The organism is Pseudomonas sp. F2, assembly GCF_057174385.1.
In genome coordinates, this window is sequence record NZ_CM169904.1 from 5,103,137 (window position 1) to 5,117,370 (window position 14,234).

Sequence of the window (14,234 nt, forward strand, 5' to 3'; positions counted from 1 at the left end):
TATGGGTAAGAATGTCGTAGTCCTGGGCACCCAATGGGGTGATGAGGGCAAAGGCAAGATCGTTGATCTGCTGACCGAACATGCTGCCGCCGTAGTGCGCTACCAAGGTGGTCACAACGCTGGCCACACCCTGGTGATCGACGGCGAGAAAACCGTCTTGCACCTGATCCCGTCGGGCGTGCTGCGCGAAGGCGTGCAGTGCCTGATCGGCAACGGCGTGGTGGTTGCACCTGACGCCCTGCTGCGTGAGATCACCAAGCTGGAAGAGAAAGGCGTACCGGTGCGCGAGCGCCTGCGTATCAGCCCGTCCTGCCCGCTGATCCTGTCCTTCCACGTGGCGCTGGACCAGGCCCGTGAAAAAGCCCGTGGCGAGCTGAAGATCGGTACCACCGGTCGCGGCATCGGCCCGGCTTACGAAGACAAGGTTGCCCGCCGTGGCCTGCGTGTCGGCGACCTGCTGAACATGCCGCGTTTCGAAGACAAGCTGCGTGAACTGGTGGATTACCACAACTTCATGCTGGTCGGTTACTACAAAGAGCCGGCTATCGAGTTCGAAAAGACCCTGGCCGAGTGCAAGGAATACGCCGAGCTGCTCAAGCCGCTGATGCTCGATGTGACTGCCGAGCTGCACGATCTGCGTCGCGCCGGCAAGGACATCATGTTCGAAGGTGCCCAGGGTTCGCTGCTCGACATCGACCACGGTACCTACCCGTACGTGACCAGTTCCAACACCACCGCCGGTGGCGTGGCGACCGGTTCGGGCGTTGGCCCGATGTTCCTCGACTACATCCTGGGCATCACCAAGGCTTACACCACTCGCGTCGGTTCGGGTCCATTCCCGACTGAGCTGTTCGACGACGTGGGTGCGCACCTGGCCAAGCAAGGTCACGAGTTCGGCGCGACCACCGGCCGTGCTCGTCGTTGCGGCTGGTTCGACGCCGTCATCCTGCGTCGCGCTATCGATGTGAACAGCATCTCGGGCATCTGCCTGACCAAGCTGGACGTCCTCGATGGTCTGGAAACCATCAACATCTGCACCGGCTACAAGGACGCGCAAGGCAATGCCGTAGCGCCGACCGACGCTGACAGCTACGTGGGCCTGCAGCCTGTGTACGAAGAAGTGCCGGGCTGGACCGAATCGACCGTGGGTGCCAAAACCCTGGAAGAGCTGCCAGCTAACGCTCGTGCCTACATCAAACGCGTTGAAGAGTTGATCGGCGCGCCGATCGACATTATTTCGACGGGGCCGGATCGCAACGAAACCATCGTTCTGCGTCATCCGTTCGCTTGATAAGTCGTTGATGTAAAAAACAAAGGCCCCTTCATCGGGGCCTTTGTCGTTTATGCCTGTTGGACGGCATGACCTTTGCTGTAAATCTTCCTACAAGAGTGCCATCAAATTAATGGCGTCAGACGTAGAGGGATTCACAGTGTCGGCCGTTCTCTCACTGTTACAAAGCCGTTTGTTGCGGCCCGTGTTCGTTACCCTTGGTATCGCCCTTTTGGTGCAAGTGCTGGTGGCAGTCGCCCTGACACGAAGCACGGTCACGGCGCTGGAAGCCGACCTCGGCACTCGTCTGGGTGCTGATAGCCAGAAGCTTTCAAGCGAGCTGGAGCAGGCCGGGCGTGAAGTCACCTCCAGCCTCGACAACCTTTCCTCAAGTACCCGGCAACGTCTGACCGCTGGTCTGTCCGCGCGTCTGAAGGATGAGCAGGCACAACTGCGTGCGACGCTGGAAAAAGACCTGAAGGATTCGGCCAATGACATGGCCCAGTTGCTCGCCTCAGTGGCGCCACGCGCCATGTGGGACAGCGACGTGCCGACCCTGTCGGAATTCGCCCGCCGCGCCCAGCGCAATCCCAACGTGCTGTTCGTGGTTTACGACGACGCCACCGGACAACACCTGACGCGTTATCTCAATCGCGAAAACCCGATCAACAAAGCCCTGCTGGAAAAAGGCCAGGGCGAGCGTGCGCTGGACAAGGTGCTGGACGCGGCGAAGAACGATCCGTCGGTCTACTACCTCGAAGCGTCGATCAACCCTAACGGCGTGGAAATCGGCAGAGTGCTGATGGGCGTCTCGACCGCGTCGGTGGAAACCGATCTGGCGGCGCTCGACCAGCGCTTCTCGGCGCTGATCGCCAGCAGTGATCAACTGGTGGGCGACAGCCTCAAAGGCGCAGCAGCGGACAGCGCGACTGCGATGCAGGCACGCCTGCAGTCGGCGCAATCCACCGCTGCCGAAATGAAAGCCAATACCAGCAGCACCGTGCAGGATGCCGCCGCGACCTTGCGCTGGCGGATCGGCATGGGCCTGGCGCTGGTCGGTTGCGGCGTGTTGCTGTTGCTGGCGGTGGTGCTCGGGCATCGAGTGGTCAATCGTCTGAAAATGCTCAACGCAGCGATGGACGATCTGGCGGCGGGCGAGGGCGACCTGACCAAGCGCGTGCAGATCAACAGCAAGGACGAGATCGGCGACATGGCCTCGGCAGTCAATCGCTTTGTGGATAAGTTGCAGCCGATCGTGCGCGAGGCGGGCGATGTGGCCCAGCGTACCGGCGTGGAGATCGGTGCGATGACCCTGCGCAACGCCGGTGCCGATGCCGCGGCCGGGATGCAGCGTGATGAAGTGGCGGAGAGCCTGCGCGCGCTGTCGCAGATGGCCGACGAAGCACAATCGGAAAGCCACGCCATGCAGGCGGCGTTGAAGCAGGTGGTGGATATTCGCCAAGCCACCGATGAAAACACTCGCACCTCGGCGAAGGTCGGCAGTTTGATCGAGGCGCTGGCCGGGCAGGTCGACACCGGGGCGAAAGTCATCGAGCGACTGGCGCAGCAGAGCGAACAGATTGAAGTGGTGTTGACGGTGATTCACGGCATCGCCGAGCAGACCAACCTGTTGGCCTTGAACGCGGCGATCGAAGCGGCGCGGGCCGGTGAGACCGGGCGCGGTTTTGCGGTGGTTGCGGATGAAGTGCGCGCCTTGGCGAGCAAGACGCAAAGCTCGACGGGCGATATCCAGGCGCACATCGTCGCGTTGCAGCAAGGCGCGCGTGAGGCGGTCGAGGCGATTGGTCAGGCCGGGCGGCAGGCCAGCGAAGGGTTGCTGGTGTTACGCGACAGCGCACGGTTGCAGCAGTCAGTGCAGGCATCGGTCGAGCAGGTGCACGCGGCGATTGGTCTGGCGACGCAGGCGGCGGCGCATCAGGCGCAGGGCGCGCAGGCAGTGCGCGGGCGGGTCGAGACGATTCATGCCCAGGCCGAGAAAGCGGCGCAAGCGGTGGTGGAAACCACGGCCAGTGGCAAGGTGCTGGATGGGTTGGCGGCGCAGTTGAAGGCCAGCCTCGGACAGTTCAGGGCTTAAATCAAAAGATCGCAGCCTGCGGCAGCTCCTACATGGGGATTTGCATTTCCCTGTAGGAGCTGCCGCAGGCTGCGATCTTTTAGCGGCTCAGGTACATACGGGTCGTCAGCAGATACACCGGCAACCCCGACACCACAATCAACAGCGCCGCATAAGGCGCAGCCGCCGCAAATTCGACATTCGCCGTATGCGCCCAGACCTCGGTCGCCAGCGTGTTAAGCCCGGTAGGGCTCAGCAGCAGCGTCGCCGTCAGTTCCTTCATCGCATCCAGAAACACCAGCGCAAACGCCGCGCCCAGTGCCGGGAAAATGATCGGCAGGGTCACCCGGCAAAACGCGGTGAACGACGATGCGCCCAGCGTGCGTGCCGCTTCTTCCAACTGCGGCGCAGCCTTGTTCAGTGCTGTGCGAATTGGCGCCTGCGCCAGCGGCAGGAACAGCAGCGCATAGGCGATCAGCAGCAGCGCCGACGTCTGGTACAACGCCGGCACGTAATGCAGGGCGAAATACACCAGCGTCAACGCAATCACCAGGCCCGGTAAGGCGTGGAGCAGATACGGCAAGCGCTCGGCCCAGAGCGCCAGTTGGCCCTTGTAACGCACCACCAGCAGTCCGACCGGCACCGCCAGCAGCAGGCACAGCGCCGCGCCACCGAGCGACAAGGCCAGCGAAGACAGCAGCGCCTCTGTGATCGCTGCGACCGGGAAGGCTGCCGATGAGCCAACCGCCAGCCAGTACGCGAGCATGCCCAGCGGAATTCCACTGCCGACAATCGCCAGCAACAGGCAATACAACTGACCGACAATAGCCCACGGCCCCAATCGCACTTGTTCGGCCTGACGTGCCGCGCCCTGGCCAGTGCGTACATGGCGACCTTTGCCGCGGGCACGCAGCTCCAGCCACAGCAGCATCAGACACAAGGCGAGCAACACTGCCGACAGCATTGCCGCGTTGGCGTTGCTGAATTCCAGTTCGAATTGCTGATAGATCGCGGTGGTGAAGGTTTGCAGGCCGATGATCGACAGCGCGCCGAACTCGACCAGCATGTGCAGGGCAATCAGCAGCGAACCGGCCAGCAGCGATGGCCAGAGCAACGGCAGAGTGACGCGGAAAAACACGCCCCAGCGGTTCTGTCCCAAGGTGCGAGCCGATTCTTCAAGGGACGGATCAAGGTTGCGCAGGGTTGCCGCGACCGGCAGAAAGATCAGCGGATACTTCGACAGGCTCATCACCAGAATCGCCCCGCCGAGGCCCTCGAACTGCGCGCTCAACGATACCCAGGTAAAGCTGCTGACGAACGCCGGCACCGCGAACGGCAGGCACAGAATCACGCCCCACAGGCGTCGTCCCGGCAGATTGCTGCGCTCCAGCAGCCACGCCAGTGACAGGCCGATCACGCCGCACGTCAGCGTCACGCCAACCATCAACGCCAGCGTGTTGCGCAGCAGGCCAAACACATACGGGCGCCACAGCAAGTGCAGCGCCTCGGCCCAGCCGGCCTGCCAGGCTTTGAGCCCGACATAGGCCAGCGGCAACAGGCTCAGCACCACCAGTAGTAAAACCGGCAGCACCAGCCAGATCGATGGCCGCTTGCGGCGTGGCACGTAACCCCCGCGCGCGGCGGGGGCAGATAACGATGCGGCCATCAGTTCAGGCCAACTTCACGTTCCAGCTCCAGGGCTTCCTCAGCGTTGCCCAAATCGGCCGGGGTCACGTTCGGCGCTTGCAATTCGCTGAATGGCTTGAGGCCGCGATCCGATTCCATGCCCTTGTGCAGCGGGTATTCGGCGGTGGTCTGGGTGATCACGCGCTGACCCTCTTCGCTGGCCATGTAGGCAAGGAATTGCTGAGCTTCTTTTGGATGTTTGCTGGATTTCAGCACGGCAGCACTGGACACGGTAATCAGTCCGCCGACATCGCCGCCGGTGAAGTAATGCAGTTTCGAGTCGAGTTTGCCTTTCTCGCGCTGCAGGGCGAACCAGTAGTAATTGTTCACCAGCACGGTAGCAACTTCACCGTTTTCCACAGCTTTGAGGGCGACCATGTTGTTGCTGTAGGTCTTGCCGAAAGCGCGCAGGCCGGTCAGCCATTCTTCGGCGGCGCCGCGACCGTGCATCTTGATGATTGCCACGGCCTGTTCTTGAAAGGCGCCGCTGGTCGGGACGAAGCCGACTTTGCCTTGCCACTTCGGATCGGAGAATTCCATCACCGACTTCGGCAGGTCTTTTTCGTCGACCAGTTTCGGGTTGTAGGCAACCACGCGAACCCGCGCGGTGACACCGATCCAGGTGCCGTTGCCGGCAACGTATTCTTTCGGCAGCACGGCCAGCGTGGCGTCATCGGTCTTGGCCAGCAGGCCTTGCTCGCCGAGGTTGTTCAGTGGTGGGGATTCTTCGGTGTAGATCACGTCGGCGGGGGAGCGGTCGCCTTCTTCGATGACCTGGCTGGCGAGCTGGTTGCTGCTGCCTTTGCGTACATTGACGTGAATGCCGGTCTTGGCTTCGAAAGCCTTGGCGATCGCATCGCCGACTTCCTTGTGTTGACCGTTGTAGAGTGTCAGGGAAACCGCATCGGCTGCCTGGGTGAGGGGAGTGGCGAGTGCCAGGCCGAGCAGGGTGAAGGTCAAGCCGCGGCGCAGGGTATTTCGAAACATCATTCGCAGGGTTCCTCACTGTCGCATTGCAAAAACTTGCAACAATGATAAACGATATTGTTTCTCAAGTGCGCCTTGCGGGCTGCCGCCAGCTCTGGTACGGCGCATTCGCAGAAATGTAGGAGCTGCCGAAGGCTGCGATCTTTTGATCTTTTTTTAAAAGCAAAGATCGCAGCCTTCGGCAGCTCCTGCAGGGTCGGGGCGCAAGTTTTCAAATGCCAGAAACGCAAAAACCCGCTTTCGCGGGTTTTTTGGAAACTCAACGTCGTAACCTTGAGTTTGAATTGGTGCCCAGAAGAAGACTCGAACTTCCACGACCGTAAGGTCACCAGCACCTGAAGCTGGCGTGTCTACCAATTTCACCATCTGGGCATTCATCGCGAGCGTTGCCGCTGTTGATGTGGCGCACTATACGGAGCGCTTTTTGATCTGTAAACCCCTGATTTAATTTTAATTAATCGGGTTTGACAAAACCGTTCCCCGGAATGCAAAAAACCCGCTTTCGCGGGTTTTTGTATGAGTCTTGAAACTGTTCTAGTCTCAAACTCGAAATTGGTGCCCAGGAGAAGACTCGAACTTCCACGACCGTAAGGTCACCAGCACCTGAAGCTGGCGTGTCTACCAATTTCACCACCTGGGCATCTCGTCAACGTGTGTACGTCGTCGATGGCGCGCACTATACGGAGCGCCTTTTTAACTGTAAACCCCCGGCAGCAAAAAAAATGATTTTTTTTACCGGCGGTGTTCAAAAGGGCTTTCAGGCGTCGATACAAGGCTTCAGAAGGGCCTTATAGAGTCGGAAATTTCCCGTTTGATGACGCCTATGCCAAACTAACCCGCATATAGACAAGGTGAAAACTCTCTAATGGCCGATTGGCAGTCCCTCGATCCCGAGGCCGCTCGTGAAGCGGAAAAATATGAAAACCCTATTCCCAGCCGCGAACTGATCCTTCAGCACCTTGCTGATCGGGGTTCGCCTGCTGCCCGCGAGCAACTGGTCGAAGAGTTTGGTCTGACCACCGAAGACCAGATCGAAGCCCTGCGCCGCCGCCTGCGCGCCATGGAGCGCGACGCTCAACTGATCTACACCCGCCGTGGCACCTATGCGCCGGTAGACAAGCTCGATCTGATCCTCGGTCGCATCAGCGGTCACCGTGACGGCTTCGGCTTCCTGGTGCCGGACGACGGCAGCGACGATTTGTTCATGAGCCCGGCGCAAATGCGTCTGGTGTTCGACGGTGACCGTGCCCTGGCTCGGGTTTCCGGTCTCGACCGTCGCGGTCGCCGGGAAGGCGTGATCGTCGAAGTGGTGTCCCGTGCCCACGAGAGCATCGTAGGTCGCTACTTCGAAGAAGGCGGCATCGGTTTCGTCGTGGCCGACAATCCGAAGATTCAGCAGGAAGTGCTGGTGACTCCGGGTCGCAACGCCAACGCGCAAATCGGTCAGTTCGTCGAGGTGAAAATCACCCACTGGCCGACGCCGCGCTTCCAGCCTCAAGGCGATGTGATCGAAGTGGTCGGCAACTACATGGCGCCGGGCATGGAAATCGATGTCGCGCTGCGTACCTACGACATTCCGCACGTCTGGCCTGAAGCGGTGCTGAAAGAAGCCGCCAAGCTCAAGCCTGAAGTCGAAGAAAAAGACAAAGAGAAGCGTGTCGATCTGCGCCATCTGCCGTTCGTCACCATCGACGGCGAAGATGCCCGCGACTTCGACGACGCGGTCTACTGCGAAGCCAAACCGGGCAAACTGCGTCTGTTCTCCGGTGGCTGGAAGTTGTACGTGGCGATTGCCGACGTTTCCAGCTACGTGAAGATCGGTTCGGCGCTGGACAACGAAGCCCAGGTGCGCGGCAACTCGGTGTACTTCCCCGAGCGCGTGGTGCCGATGCTGCCTGAGCAGCTGTCCAACGGCCTGTGCTCGCTGAACCCGCATGTCGACCGTCTGGCCATGGTTTGCGAGATGACCATCTCCAAGTCCGGCGAAATGACCGACTACTGCTTCTACGAAGCGGTGATCCATTCCCACGCCCGCCTGACCTACAACAAGGTCAGCGCGATGCTGGAAACCCCGAAAGCCACCGAAGCACGCAAGCTTCGCGGCGAATACACCGACGTGGTGCCGCACCTCAAGCAGCTCTATGCGCTGTACAAAGTGTTGCTGGCTGCCCGTCACGTGCGCGGCGCGATCGATTTCGAAACGCAGGAAACCCGGATCATCTTCGGTTCCGAGCGCAAGATCGCCGAAATCCGTCCGACCACCCGCAACGATGCGCACAAGCTGATCGAGGAATGCATGCTGGCGGCCAACGTGGCCACTGCCGAATTCCTCAAGAAGCACGAAATCCCTGCGCTGTACCGCGTCCACGACGGCCCGCCACCGGAGCGTCTGGAAAAACTGCGCGCCTTCCTCGGCGAGCTGGGCCTGTCCCTGCACAAAGGCAAGGAAGGACCGTCGCCGAAGGACTATCAGGCTCTGTTGGCGAGCATCAAGGACCGTCCGGACTTTCATCTGATCCAGACCGTGATGCTGCGCTCCCTGAGTCAGGCGGTGTACAGCGCCCAGAACGAAGGTCACTTCGGCCTGAATTACGAGGCCTACACCCACTTCACCTCGCCGATCCGTCGTTACCCGGACCTGCTCACGCACCGCGCGATCCGCAGCGTGATCCATTCGAAGCAGGACACGCCGCACGTTCGCCGTGCCGGGGCGATGACCATTCCGAAGGCGCGTATCTACCCATACGACGAAGCCGCACTGGAACAGCTCGGCGAGCAGTGCTCGATGAGCGAGCGCCGTGCCGACGAGGCCACCCGCGACGTGGTGAACTGGCTCAAGTGCGAGTTCATGAAGGATCGCGTCGGCGAATCGTTCCCGGGCGTGATCACGGCGGTGACCGGTTTTGGTCTGTTCGTCGAGCTGACTGACATCTATGTCGAAGGCTTGGTGCACGTCACCGCGCTGCCGGGCGATTACTACCACTTCGATCCTGTGCATCACCGTCTCGCGGGCGAGCGCACCGGTCGCAGTTTCCGTCTCGGCGATACCGTTGAAGTGCGCGTGATGCGCGTCGACCTCGACGAGCGCAAGATCGACTTCGAGATGGCCGAAAAAACCATCAGCGCGCCGATTGGTCGTAAGAAGCGCGGTAGCGAAAGTACCGCTCCGGCTGCGACCAAGGCTGTGGAGGACAAGGCTCCGGCGAAAACCGCCAGCCGTCGTCCGGCCAAGGAAAAGGCTGTCGAGGCCTATCGCCCGAGCGATGCCGTGGCGAAAAACGCCGAGCTGCGCAAAAGCCGTGAGTTGAAGAAGGCCTTGCTGGCCGAAGCCAAAAGCGGTGGTAAAGCGGCGTCTGGGGGAAAGACCGGACGGTCGACGCCTGACAAGGCCGTCGGCGGCAAGCCAGCCAAACCGAGCAAACACCGTAAAGGCCCGCCAAAAGCGGGTTCGGCTCCAGCCAAAAGTGGCGGGTCGCGTAAACCGAAGGCGAAGTCATGAGTCAGTTGGAAAAAATCTACGGCGTTCACGCGGTAGAAGCGTTGCTGCGTCACCACCCGAAACGCGTCAAGCAGATCTGGCTGGCCGAAAGCCGCAATGATCCGCGCGTGCAGACCCTGATCGAACTGGCCAACGAAAATCGTGTGCAGATCGGTCAGGCCGAGCGCCGCGAAATGGACGCCTGGGTTGAAGGCGTGCACCAGGGCGTGGTGGCGGAGGTCAGCCCGAGCCAGGTCTGGGGCGAGGCGATGCTCGACGAACTGCTCGACCGCACCGAAGGCGCACCGTTGTTGCTGGTGCTCGACGGCGTGACCGACCCGCACAACCTCGGTGCCTGCCTGCGTTCGGCGGATGCTGCCGGCGCGCTGGCGGTGATCGTGCCCAAGGACAAGTCGGCAACCCTGACGCCCGTGGTGCGCAAAGTGGCCTGCGGCGCGGCAGAAGTGATTCCGCTGGTGGCGGTGACCAACCTGGCGCGCACTCTGGAAAAGCTCCAGCAACGCGGTCTGTGGGTGGTCGGCACGGCGGGGGAGGCCGAGGTCAGCATTTATGACCAGGACCTGACCGGCCCGACCATCCTGATCATGGGTGCCGAAGGCAAAGGCATGCGTCGCCTGACCCGCGAGCACTGCGACTATCTGGTGAACCTGCCGATGGCTGGCAGCGTCAGCAGCCTTAATGTGTCCGTGGCGACCGGCGTGTGCCTGTTCGAAGCGCAGCGTCAACGCGGCGCCAAGGCCAAAGTTGCCGCGAAGAAGTAATCTTGAGCTGAAATCGGTTCAAATGTGGGAGCGAGCCTGCTCGCGAAAGGGGTGTGTCAGACGACAATAATGTTGCCTGATAGATCGCATTCGCGAGCAGGCTCGCTCCCACAGTGTTTTGTGTCAGGCCGAAGATCGGTGATTGTTCAAATAATCACCAATTGCCTTGCACCTCTGCAGTCCCTTCTCTACAATTGCGCCCCTTGCTGTGACGGCAGGCACGCATGTGCCCCGCGCCAGCAAGTCCATAAGTGTCATTCACTCCTTGTCTGACCGTTTTTGAGCGGCAGGCTACAACCCGTAAGGAGCATTCATGCGTCATTACGAAATCATCTTTCTGGTCCACCCTGACCAGAGCGAGCAAGTCGGCGGCATGGTTGAGCGTTACACCAAGCTGATCGAAGAAGACGGCGGCAAAATCCACCGTCTGGAAGACTGGGGCCGTCGTCAACTGGCCTACGCAATCAACAATGTTCACAAGGCTCACTACGTGATGCTGAACGTTGAGTGCACTGGCAAGGCCCTGGCCGAGCTGGAAGACAACTTCCGCTACAACGATGCTGTGATCCGTAACCTGGTCATCCGTCGCGACGAAGCCGTTACCGGCCAGTCCGAGATGCTCAAGGCTGAAGAAAACCGCAGTGAGCGCCGTGAGCGTCGCGACCGTCCTGAGCACTCCGACGCTGATGGCGTTGAGGGTGATGACAGCGACAACAGCGATAACGCTGACGAGTAATCCACGGACCTTTTAAGGAGCCTATCAAATGGCACGTTTCTTCCGTCGTCGTAAATTCTGCCGCTTCACCGCTGAAGACGTGAAAGAGATCGATTACAAAGATCTCAACACTCTGAAAGCCTACGTATCCGAGACCGGCAAAATCGTTCCAAGCCGCATCACCGGTACCAAAGCTCGTTATCAGCGTCAGCTGGCCACCGCTATCAAGCGCGCCCGCTTCCTGGCCCTGCTGGCCTACACCGACAGCCACGGCCGCTGAGACCGGGCAGTCGACAAGTAGCAAAGGATTGAATGCATGCGTGCCTTAGCTGAGTTCATCATGCGCGGCCGCATGCAGGCCACTCTCGTAGTGGCCGGGTGTGCAACATTGCCGTTGTTGTATTGGTTGGGTGCTGCCGCCGGGAGCCTGGTGCTTCTGCGGCGCGGACTGACGGATGCCATTGGCGTCCTGTCCTTGGGGCTGCTGCCGGCATTGATCTGGTGGCTGTATGCCGATGATCCGCGAGCACTTCTGGTGCTGCTGGGGTCTTCGGGGCTTGCGTTGGTGTTGCGCGCAAGCGAATCCTGGGTCCGCACGCTGCTGGTCAGCGTAGTGATTGGAGTGGTGTTTTCTGTGGTGCTCGGGGCAGCGTTTGCGGCCCAGATCGAGATGCTCGCGCAGGCCTTGATAAAGGTCATGCCGGCGCTTCTTGGTGAAACCTACAAGCAATTGTCGGTCGATGAGCAAGCGCGTTTCGCGTCCCTGATTGCACCGGTCCTGACCGGACTGATTGCGGCGTTGTTGCAGATCGTCAGCGTGCTGAGCCTGATTATCGGGCGTCATTGGCAGGCGTTGTTGTACAACCCGGGTGGTTTTGGTCGCGAGTTTCGCGCCATCCGGATCCCGCTGGGGCCGGCGATGTTGTTGCTGGCGTTGATGCTTCTGGGCCCGAATCTCGGTGCACAGATGGCCATGTTGACGCCGTTGTGCAGCGTACCGCTGGTGTTCGCCGGACTGGCCCTGATTCACGGGCTGGTCGGGCAGAAGCGACTGGCCGGTTTCTGGCTGGTGGGGTTGTACGTCACGCTGCTGTTGTTCATGCAGCTGCTCTATCCGTTGCTCGTGGTTCTGGCCATTGTCGACAGCCTGATTGATTTTCGCGGTCGTCACGTGTCGAAAGGCACCGATAACGCGAACGGTGAAGGTTAAAAGTTAAGAGGATTTCCACATGCAACTGATCCTTCTGGAAAAAATCGCCAACCTGGGCAACCTGGGCGACAAAGTAAACGTTAAGGCCGGTTACGGCCGTAACTACCTGCTGCCTTTCGGCAAAGCTACCGCTGCGACCGCTGCCAACCTGGCTGCGTTCGAAGAGCGTCGCGCTGAGCTGGAAAAAGCCGCCGCAGACCGTAAAGCATCGGCTGAAAGCCGTGCTGCCCAACTGGCCGAGCTGGAAGTGACCATCACTGCCACCGCTGGCGACGAAGGCAAGCTGTTCGGTTCGATCGGTACTCACGACATCGCTGACGCACTGACCGCCTCCGGCGTTGAAGTGGCGAAAAGCGAAGTTCGTCTGCCGAACGGCACCATCCGCAACGTGGGTGAATTCGACGTGGCTGTGCACCTGCACGCCGAAGTTGAAGCCACCGTACGCGTTGTCGTGGTAGCAGCTTAAGCAATACTTGTCGGCTGGCACCCTCGGGTGCTAGCCGGTAACATCGGGCACGATCCTGTTTACAGGTCGTGCCCTTTGTCTTTCTGGTACTCCCGTTTTCAACCCTGACTCCAAGTGGCCATGAACGAAATCACCGCTCCTGAGCAATACGATCTGCAAACCGCCGCGCTGAAAGTGCCGCCGCATTCCATCGAGGCCGAACAGGCTGTACTCGGTGGTCTGATGCTGGACAACAACGCCTGGGAACGCGTGCTCGATCAAGTCTCCGACGGCGATTTCTACCGGCATGACCACCGCCTGATCTTCCGTGCGATCGCCAAACTGGCCGATCAGAACATGCCGATCGACGTCGTGACCCTTGCCGAGCAACTGGACAAGGAAGGTCAGACGTCCCAGGTTGGCGGCCTCGGTTACCTTGGCGAGCTGGCGAAAAACACGCCGTCCGTCGCCAACATCAAGGCCTATGCGCAGATCGTTCGCCAGCGGGCGACGTTGCGCCAGTTGATCGGCATCAGCACCGAAATCGCCGACGCCGCCTTCAACCCCGAAGGTCGTACCGCCGAAGAGATCCTCGACGAGGCCGAACGGCAGATCTTCCAGATCGCTGAGGCGCGCCCCAAGACCGGCGGGCCGGTGGGCGTCAACGAACTGTTGACCAAGGCCATCGATCGCATCGACACCCTGTTCAACACCGCCGACTCGATCACCGGCCTGTCCACCGGTTATACCGACCTTGACGAGAAGACCAGCGGCCTGCAACCGGCCGACCTGATCATCGTCGCCGGCCGTCCGTCGATGGGTAAGACCACCTTCGCCATGAACCTGGTGGAAAACGCCGTACTGCGCAGCGACAAGGCGGTGCTGGTGTACTCCCTCGAGATGCCAGGCGAATCGCTGATCATGCGTATGCTTTCGTCCCTGGGGCGTATCGATCAGACCAAGGTGCGTTCCGGCCAGCTGGAAGACGACGACTGGCCGCGCCTGACCTCGGCGGTCAATCTGCTCAACGACCGCAAGCTGTTCATCGACGATACCGCCGGCATCAGCCCGTCGGAAATGCGAGCGCGGACCCGGCGCCTGGTTCGCGAACATGGCGACATCGGTCTGATCATGATCGACTACCTGCAGCTGATGCAGATTCCCGGTTCCAGCGGCGACAACCGGACCAACGAAATTTCCGAAATCTCGCGATCTCTGAAAGCCCTGGCCAAGGAATTCAACTGCCCGGTGGTGGCGCTGTCGCAGCTCAACCGCTCCCTGGAACAACGTCCCAACAAGCGTCCGGTGAACTCCGACTTGCGGGAATCCGGAGCGATCGAGCAGGACGCCGACGTCATCATGTTCGTGTACCGGGACGAGGTGTATCACCCGGAAACCGAGCACAAGGGCATCGCCGAAATCATCATCGGCAAGCAGCGGAACGGCCCGATCGGCTTTATTCGCCTGGCGTTTATCGGTAAGTACACCCGCTTCGAAAACCTCGCGCCGGGCAGTTACAACTTCGACGACGACGAGTAACGTCGAGCACCTGTGGCGAGGGAGCTTGCTCCCCATCGGCTGCGCAGC

Annotated in this window: 12 protein-coding genes and 2 tRNA genes; 9 read left to right on the forward strand and 5 right to left on the reverse strand. The window is 60.5% G+C overall.

The features are described from left to right. Window position 1: 1 nt before the first annotated feature. The gene (locus tag AC193Q_RS22965) at window positions 2-1,291 is read left to right on the forward strand and encodes an adenylosuccinate synthase (RefSeq protein WP_003221122.1); all 1,290 of its coding nucleotides are present in this window, start codon (window positions 2-4) and stop codon (window positions 1,289-1,291) included. Between the two features lie 139 nt (window positions 1,292-1,430). Further along, on the forward strand, window positions 1,431-3,365 hold the full coding sequence (locus tag AC193Q_RS22970) for a methyl-accepting chemotaxis protein (protein WP_047290983.1): 1,935 nt from the start codon (window positions 1,431-1,433) through the stop codon (window positions 3,363-3,365). Window positions 3,366-3,444: 79 nt separating this feature from the next. Here the strand turns inward: AC193Q_RS22970 and AC193Q_RS22975 are convergent, their stop codons facing one another. From AC193Q_RS22975 to AC193Q_RS22995, 5 genes are all read right to left on the reverse strand, one after another. Continuing rightward, window positions 3,445-5,010 (reverse strand): ABC transporter permease, encoded by a 1,566-nt coding sequence (locus AC193Q_RS22975; RefSeq protein ID WP_483878822.1) that lies wholly within the window; start codon window positions 5,008-5,010, stop codon window positions 3,445-3,447. After that, complete coding sequence (locus tag AC193Q_RS22980; protein ID WP_483878823.1) at window positions 5,010-6,020, reverse strand: extracellular solute-binding protein; 1,011 nt, start codon at window positions 6,018-6,020, stop codon at window positions 5,010-5,012. Before AC193Q_RS22980 ends, AC193Q_RS22975 begins: the two co-directional genes overlap by 1 nt. Next, the gene (locus AC193Q_RS22985; protein WP_143519815.1) at window positions 6,017-6,280 is read right to left on the reverse strand and encodes a hypothetical protein; all 264 of its coding nucleotides are present in this window, start codon (window positions 6,278-6,280) and stop codon (window positions 6,017-6,019) included. Before AC193Q_RS22985 ends, AC193Q_RS22980 begins: the two co-directional genes overlap by 4 nt. 22 nt (window positions 6,281-6,302) lie before the next feature. Continuing rightward, window positions 6,303-6,389: transfer RNA gene (locus AC193Q_RS22990), tRNA-Leu, on the reverse strand. A gap of 181 nt (window positions 6,390-6,570) precedes the next feature. Then, a tRNA-Leu gene (locus AC193Q_RS22995) sits at window positions 6,571-6,657 on the reverse strand. Between the two features lie 225 nt (window positions 6,658-6,882). Here AC193Q_RS22995 and rnr point away from each other — a divergent pair. The 7 genes from rnr to dnaB all read left to right on the forward strand — a co-directional run bounded on the left by rnr (window position 6,883) and on the right by dnaB (window position 14,186). After that, a complete protein-coding gene (rnr, locus tag AC193Q_RS23000; protein WP_095667684.1) occupies window positions 6,883-9,516 on the forward strand; it encodes a ribonuclease R in 2,634 nt (877 codons plus the stop codon). Beyond that, on the forward strand, window positions 9,513-10,277 hold the full coding sequence (rlmB, locus tag AC193Q_RS23005; protein ID WP_047290988.1) for a 23S rRNA (guanosine(2251)-2'-O)-methyltransferase RlmB: 765 nt from the start codon (window positions 9,513-9,515) through the stop codon (window positions 10,275-10,277). The genes rnr and rlmB overlap by 4 nt, the downstream gene beginning before the upstream one ends. Window positions 10,278-10,590: 313 nt before the next feature. Then, a complete protein-coding gene (gene rpsF, locus AC193Q_RS23010) occupies window positions 10,591-11,013 on the forward strand; it encodes a 30S ribosomal protein S6 (protein ID WP_003221133.1) in 423 nt (140 codons plus the stop codon). A gap of 28 nt (window positions 11,014-11,041) precedes the next feature. Beyond that, window positions 11,042-11,272 carry a 30S ribosomal protein S18 gene (rpsR, locus tag AC193Q_RS23015; RefSeq protein WP_002551829.1) on the forward strand — a complete coding sequence of 77 codons (231 nt, stop codon included), beginning with the start codon at window positions 11,042-11,044 and terminating at the stop codon, window positions 11,270-11,272. A 36-nt stretch (window positions 11,273-11,308) separates the two neighbouring features. Beyond that, window positions 11,309-12,202, forward strand: coding sequence for a hypothetical protein (locus AC193Q_RS23020; RefSeq protein ID WP_047290989.1), 894 nt, complete (start codon window positions 11,309-11,311; stop codon window positions 12,200-12,202). Between the two features lie 19 nt (window positions 12,203-12,221). After that, the gene (gene rplI / locus AC193Q_RS23025; RefSeq protein WP_003186385.1) at window positions 12,222-12,668 is read left to right on the forward strand and encodes a 50S ribosomal protein L9; all 447 of its coding nucleotides are present in this window, start codon (window positions 12,222-12,224) and stop codon (window positions 12,666-12,668) included. Window positions 12,669-12,788: 120 nt separating this feature from the next. Further along, the gene (gene dnaB, locus AC193Q_RS23030) at window positions 12,789-14,186 is read left to right on the forward strand and encodes a replicative DNA helicase (RefSeq protein ID WP_041065665.1); all 1,398 of its coding nucleotides are present in this window, start codon (window positions 12,789-12,791) and stop codon (window positions 14,184-14,186) included. The last annotated feature ends 48 nt before the right edge of the window (window positions 14,187-14,234 follow it).

Coding starts and splice junctions, on each gene's coding strand:
- dnaB (WP_041065665.1), top strand. CDS start 12,789: ATGAACGAAATCACCGCTCCTGAGCAATACGATCTGCAAACCGCCGCG.
- AC193Q_RS22975 (WP_483878822.1), bottom strand. CDS start 5,010: ATGGCCGCATCGTTATCTGCCCCCGCCGCGCGCGGGGGTTACGTGCCA.
- rnr (WP_095667684.1), top strand. CDS start 6,883: ATGGCCGATTGGCAGTCCCTCGATCCCGAGGCCGCTCGTGAAGCGGAA.
- rlmB (WP_047290988.1), top strand. CDS start 9,513: ATGAGTCAGTTGGAAAAAATCTACGGCGTTCACGCGGTAGAAGCGTTG.
- AC193Q_RS22965 (WP_003221122.1), top strand. CDS start 2: ATGGGTAAGAATGTCGTAGTCCTGGGCACCCAATGGGGTGATGAGGGC.
- rplI (WP_003186385.1), top strand. CDS start 12,222: ATGCAACTGATCCTTCTGGAAAAAATCGCCAACCTGGGCAACCTGGGC.
- AC193Q_RS23020 (WP_047290989.1), top strand. CDS start 11,309: ATGCGTGCCTTAGCTGAGTTCATCATGCGCGGCCGCATGCAGGCCACT.
- rpsR (WP_002551829.1), top strand. CDS start 11,042: ATGGCACGTTTCTTCCGTCGTCGTAAATTCTGCCGCTTCACCGCTGAA.
- rpsF (WP_003221133.1), top strand. CDS start 10,591: ATGCGTCATTACGAAATCATCTTTCTGGTCCACCCTGACCAGAGCGAG.
- AC193Q_RS22980 (WP_483878823.1), bottom strand. CDS start 6,020: ATGATGTTTCGAAATACCCTGCGCCGCGGCTTGACCTTCACCCTGCTC.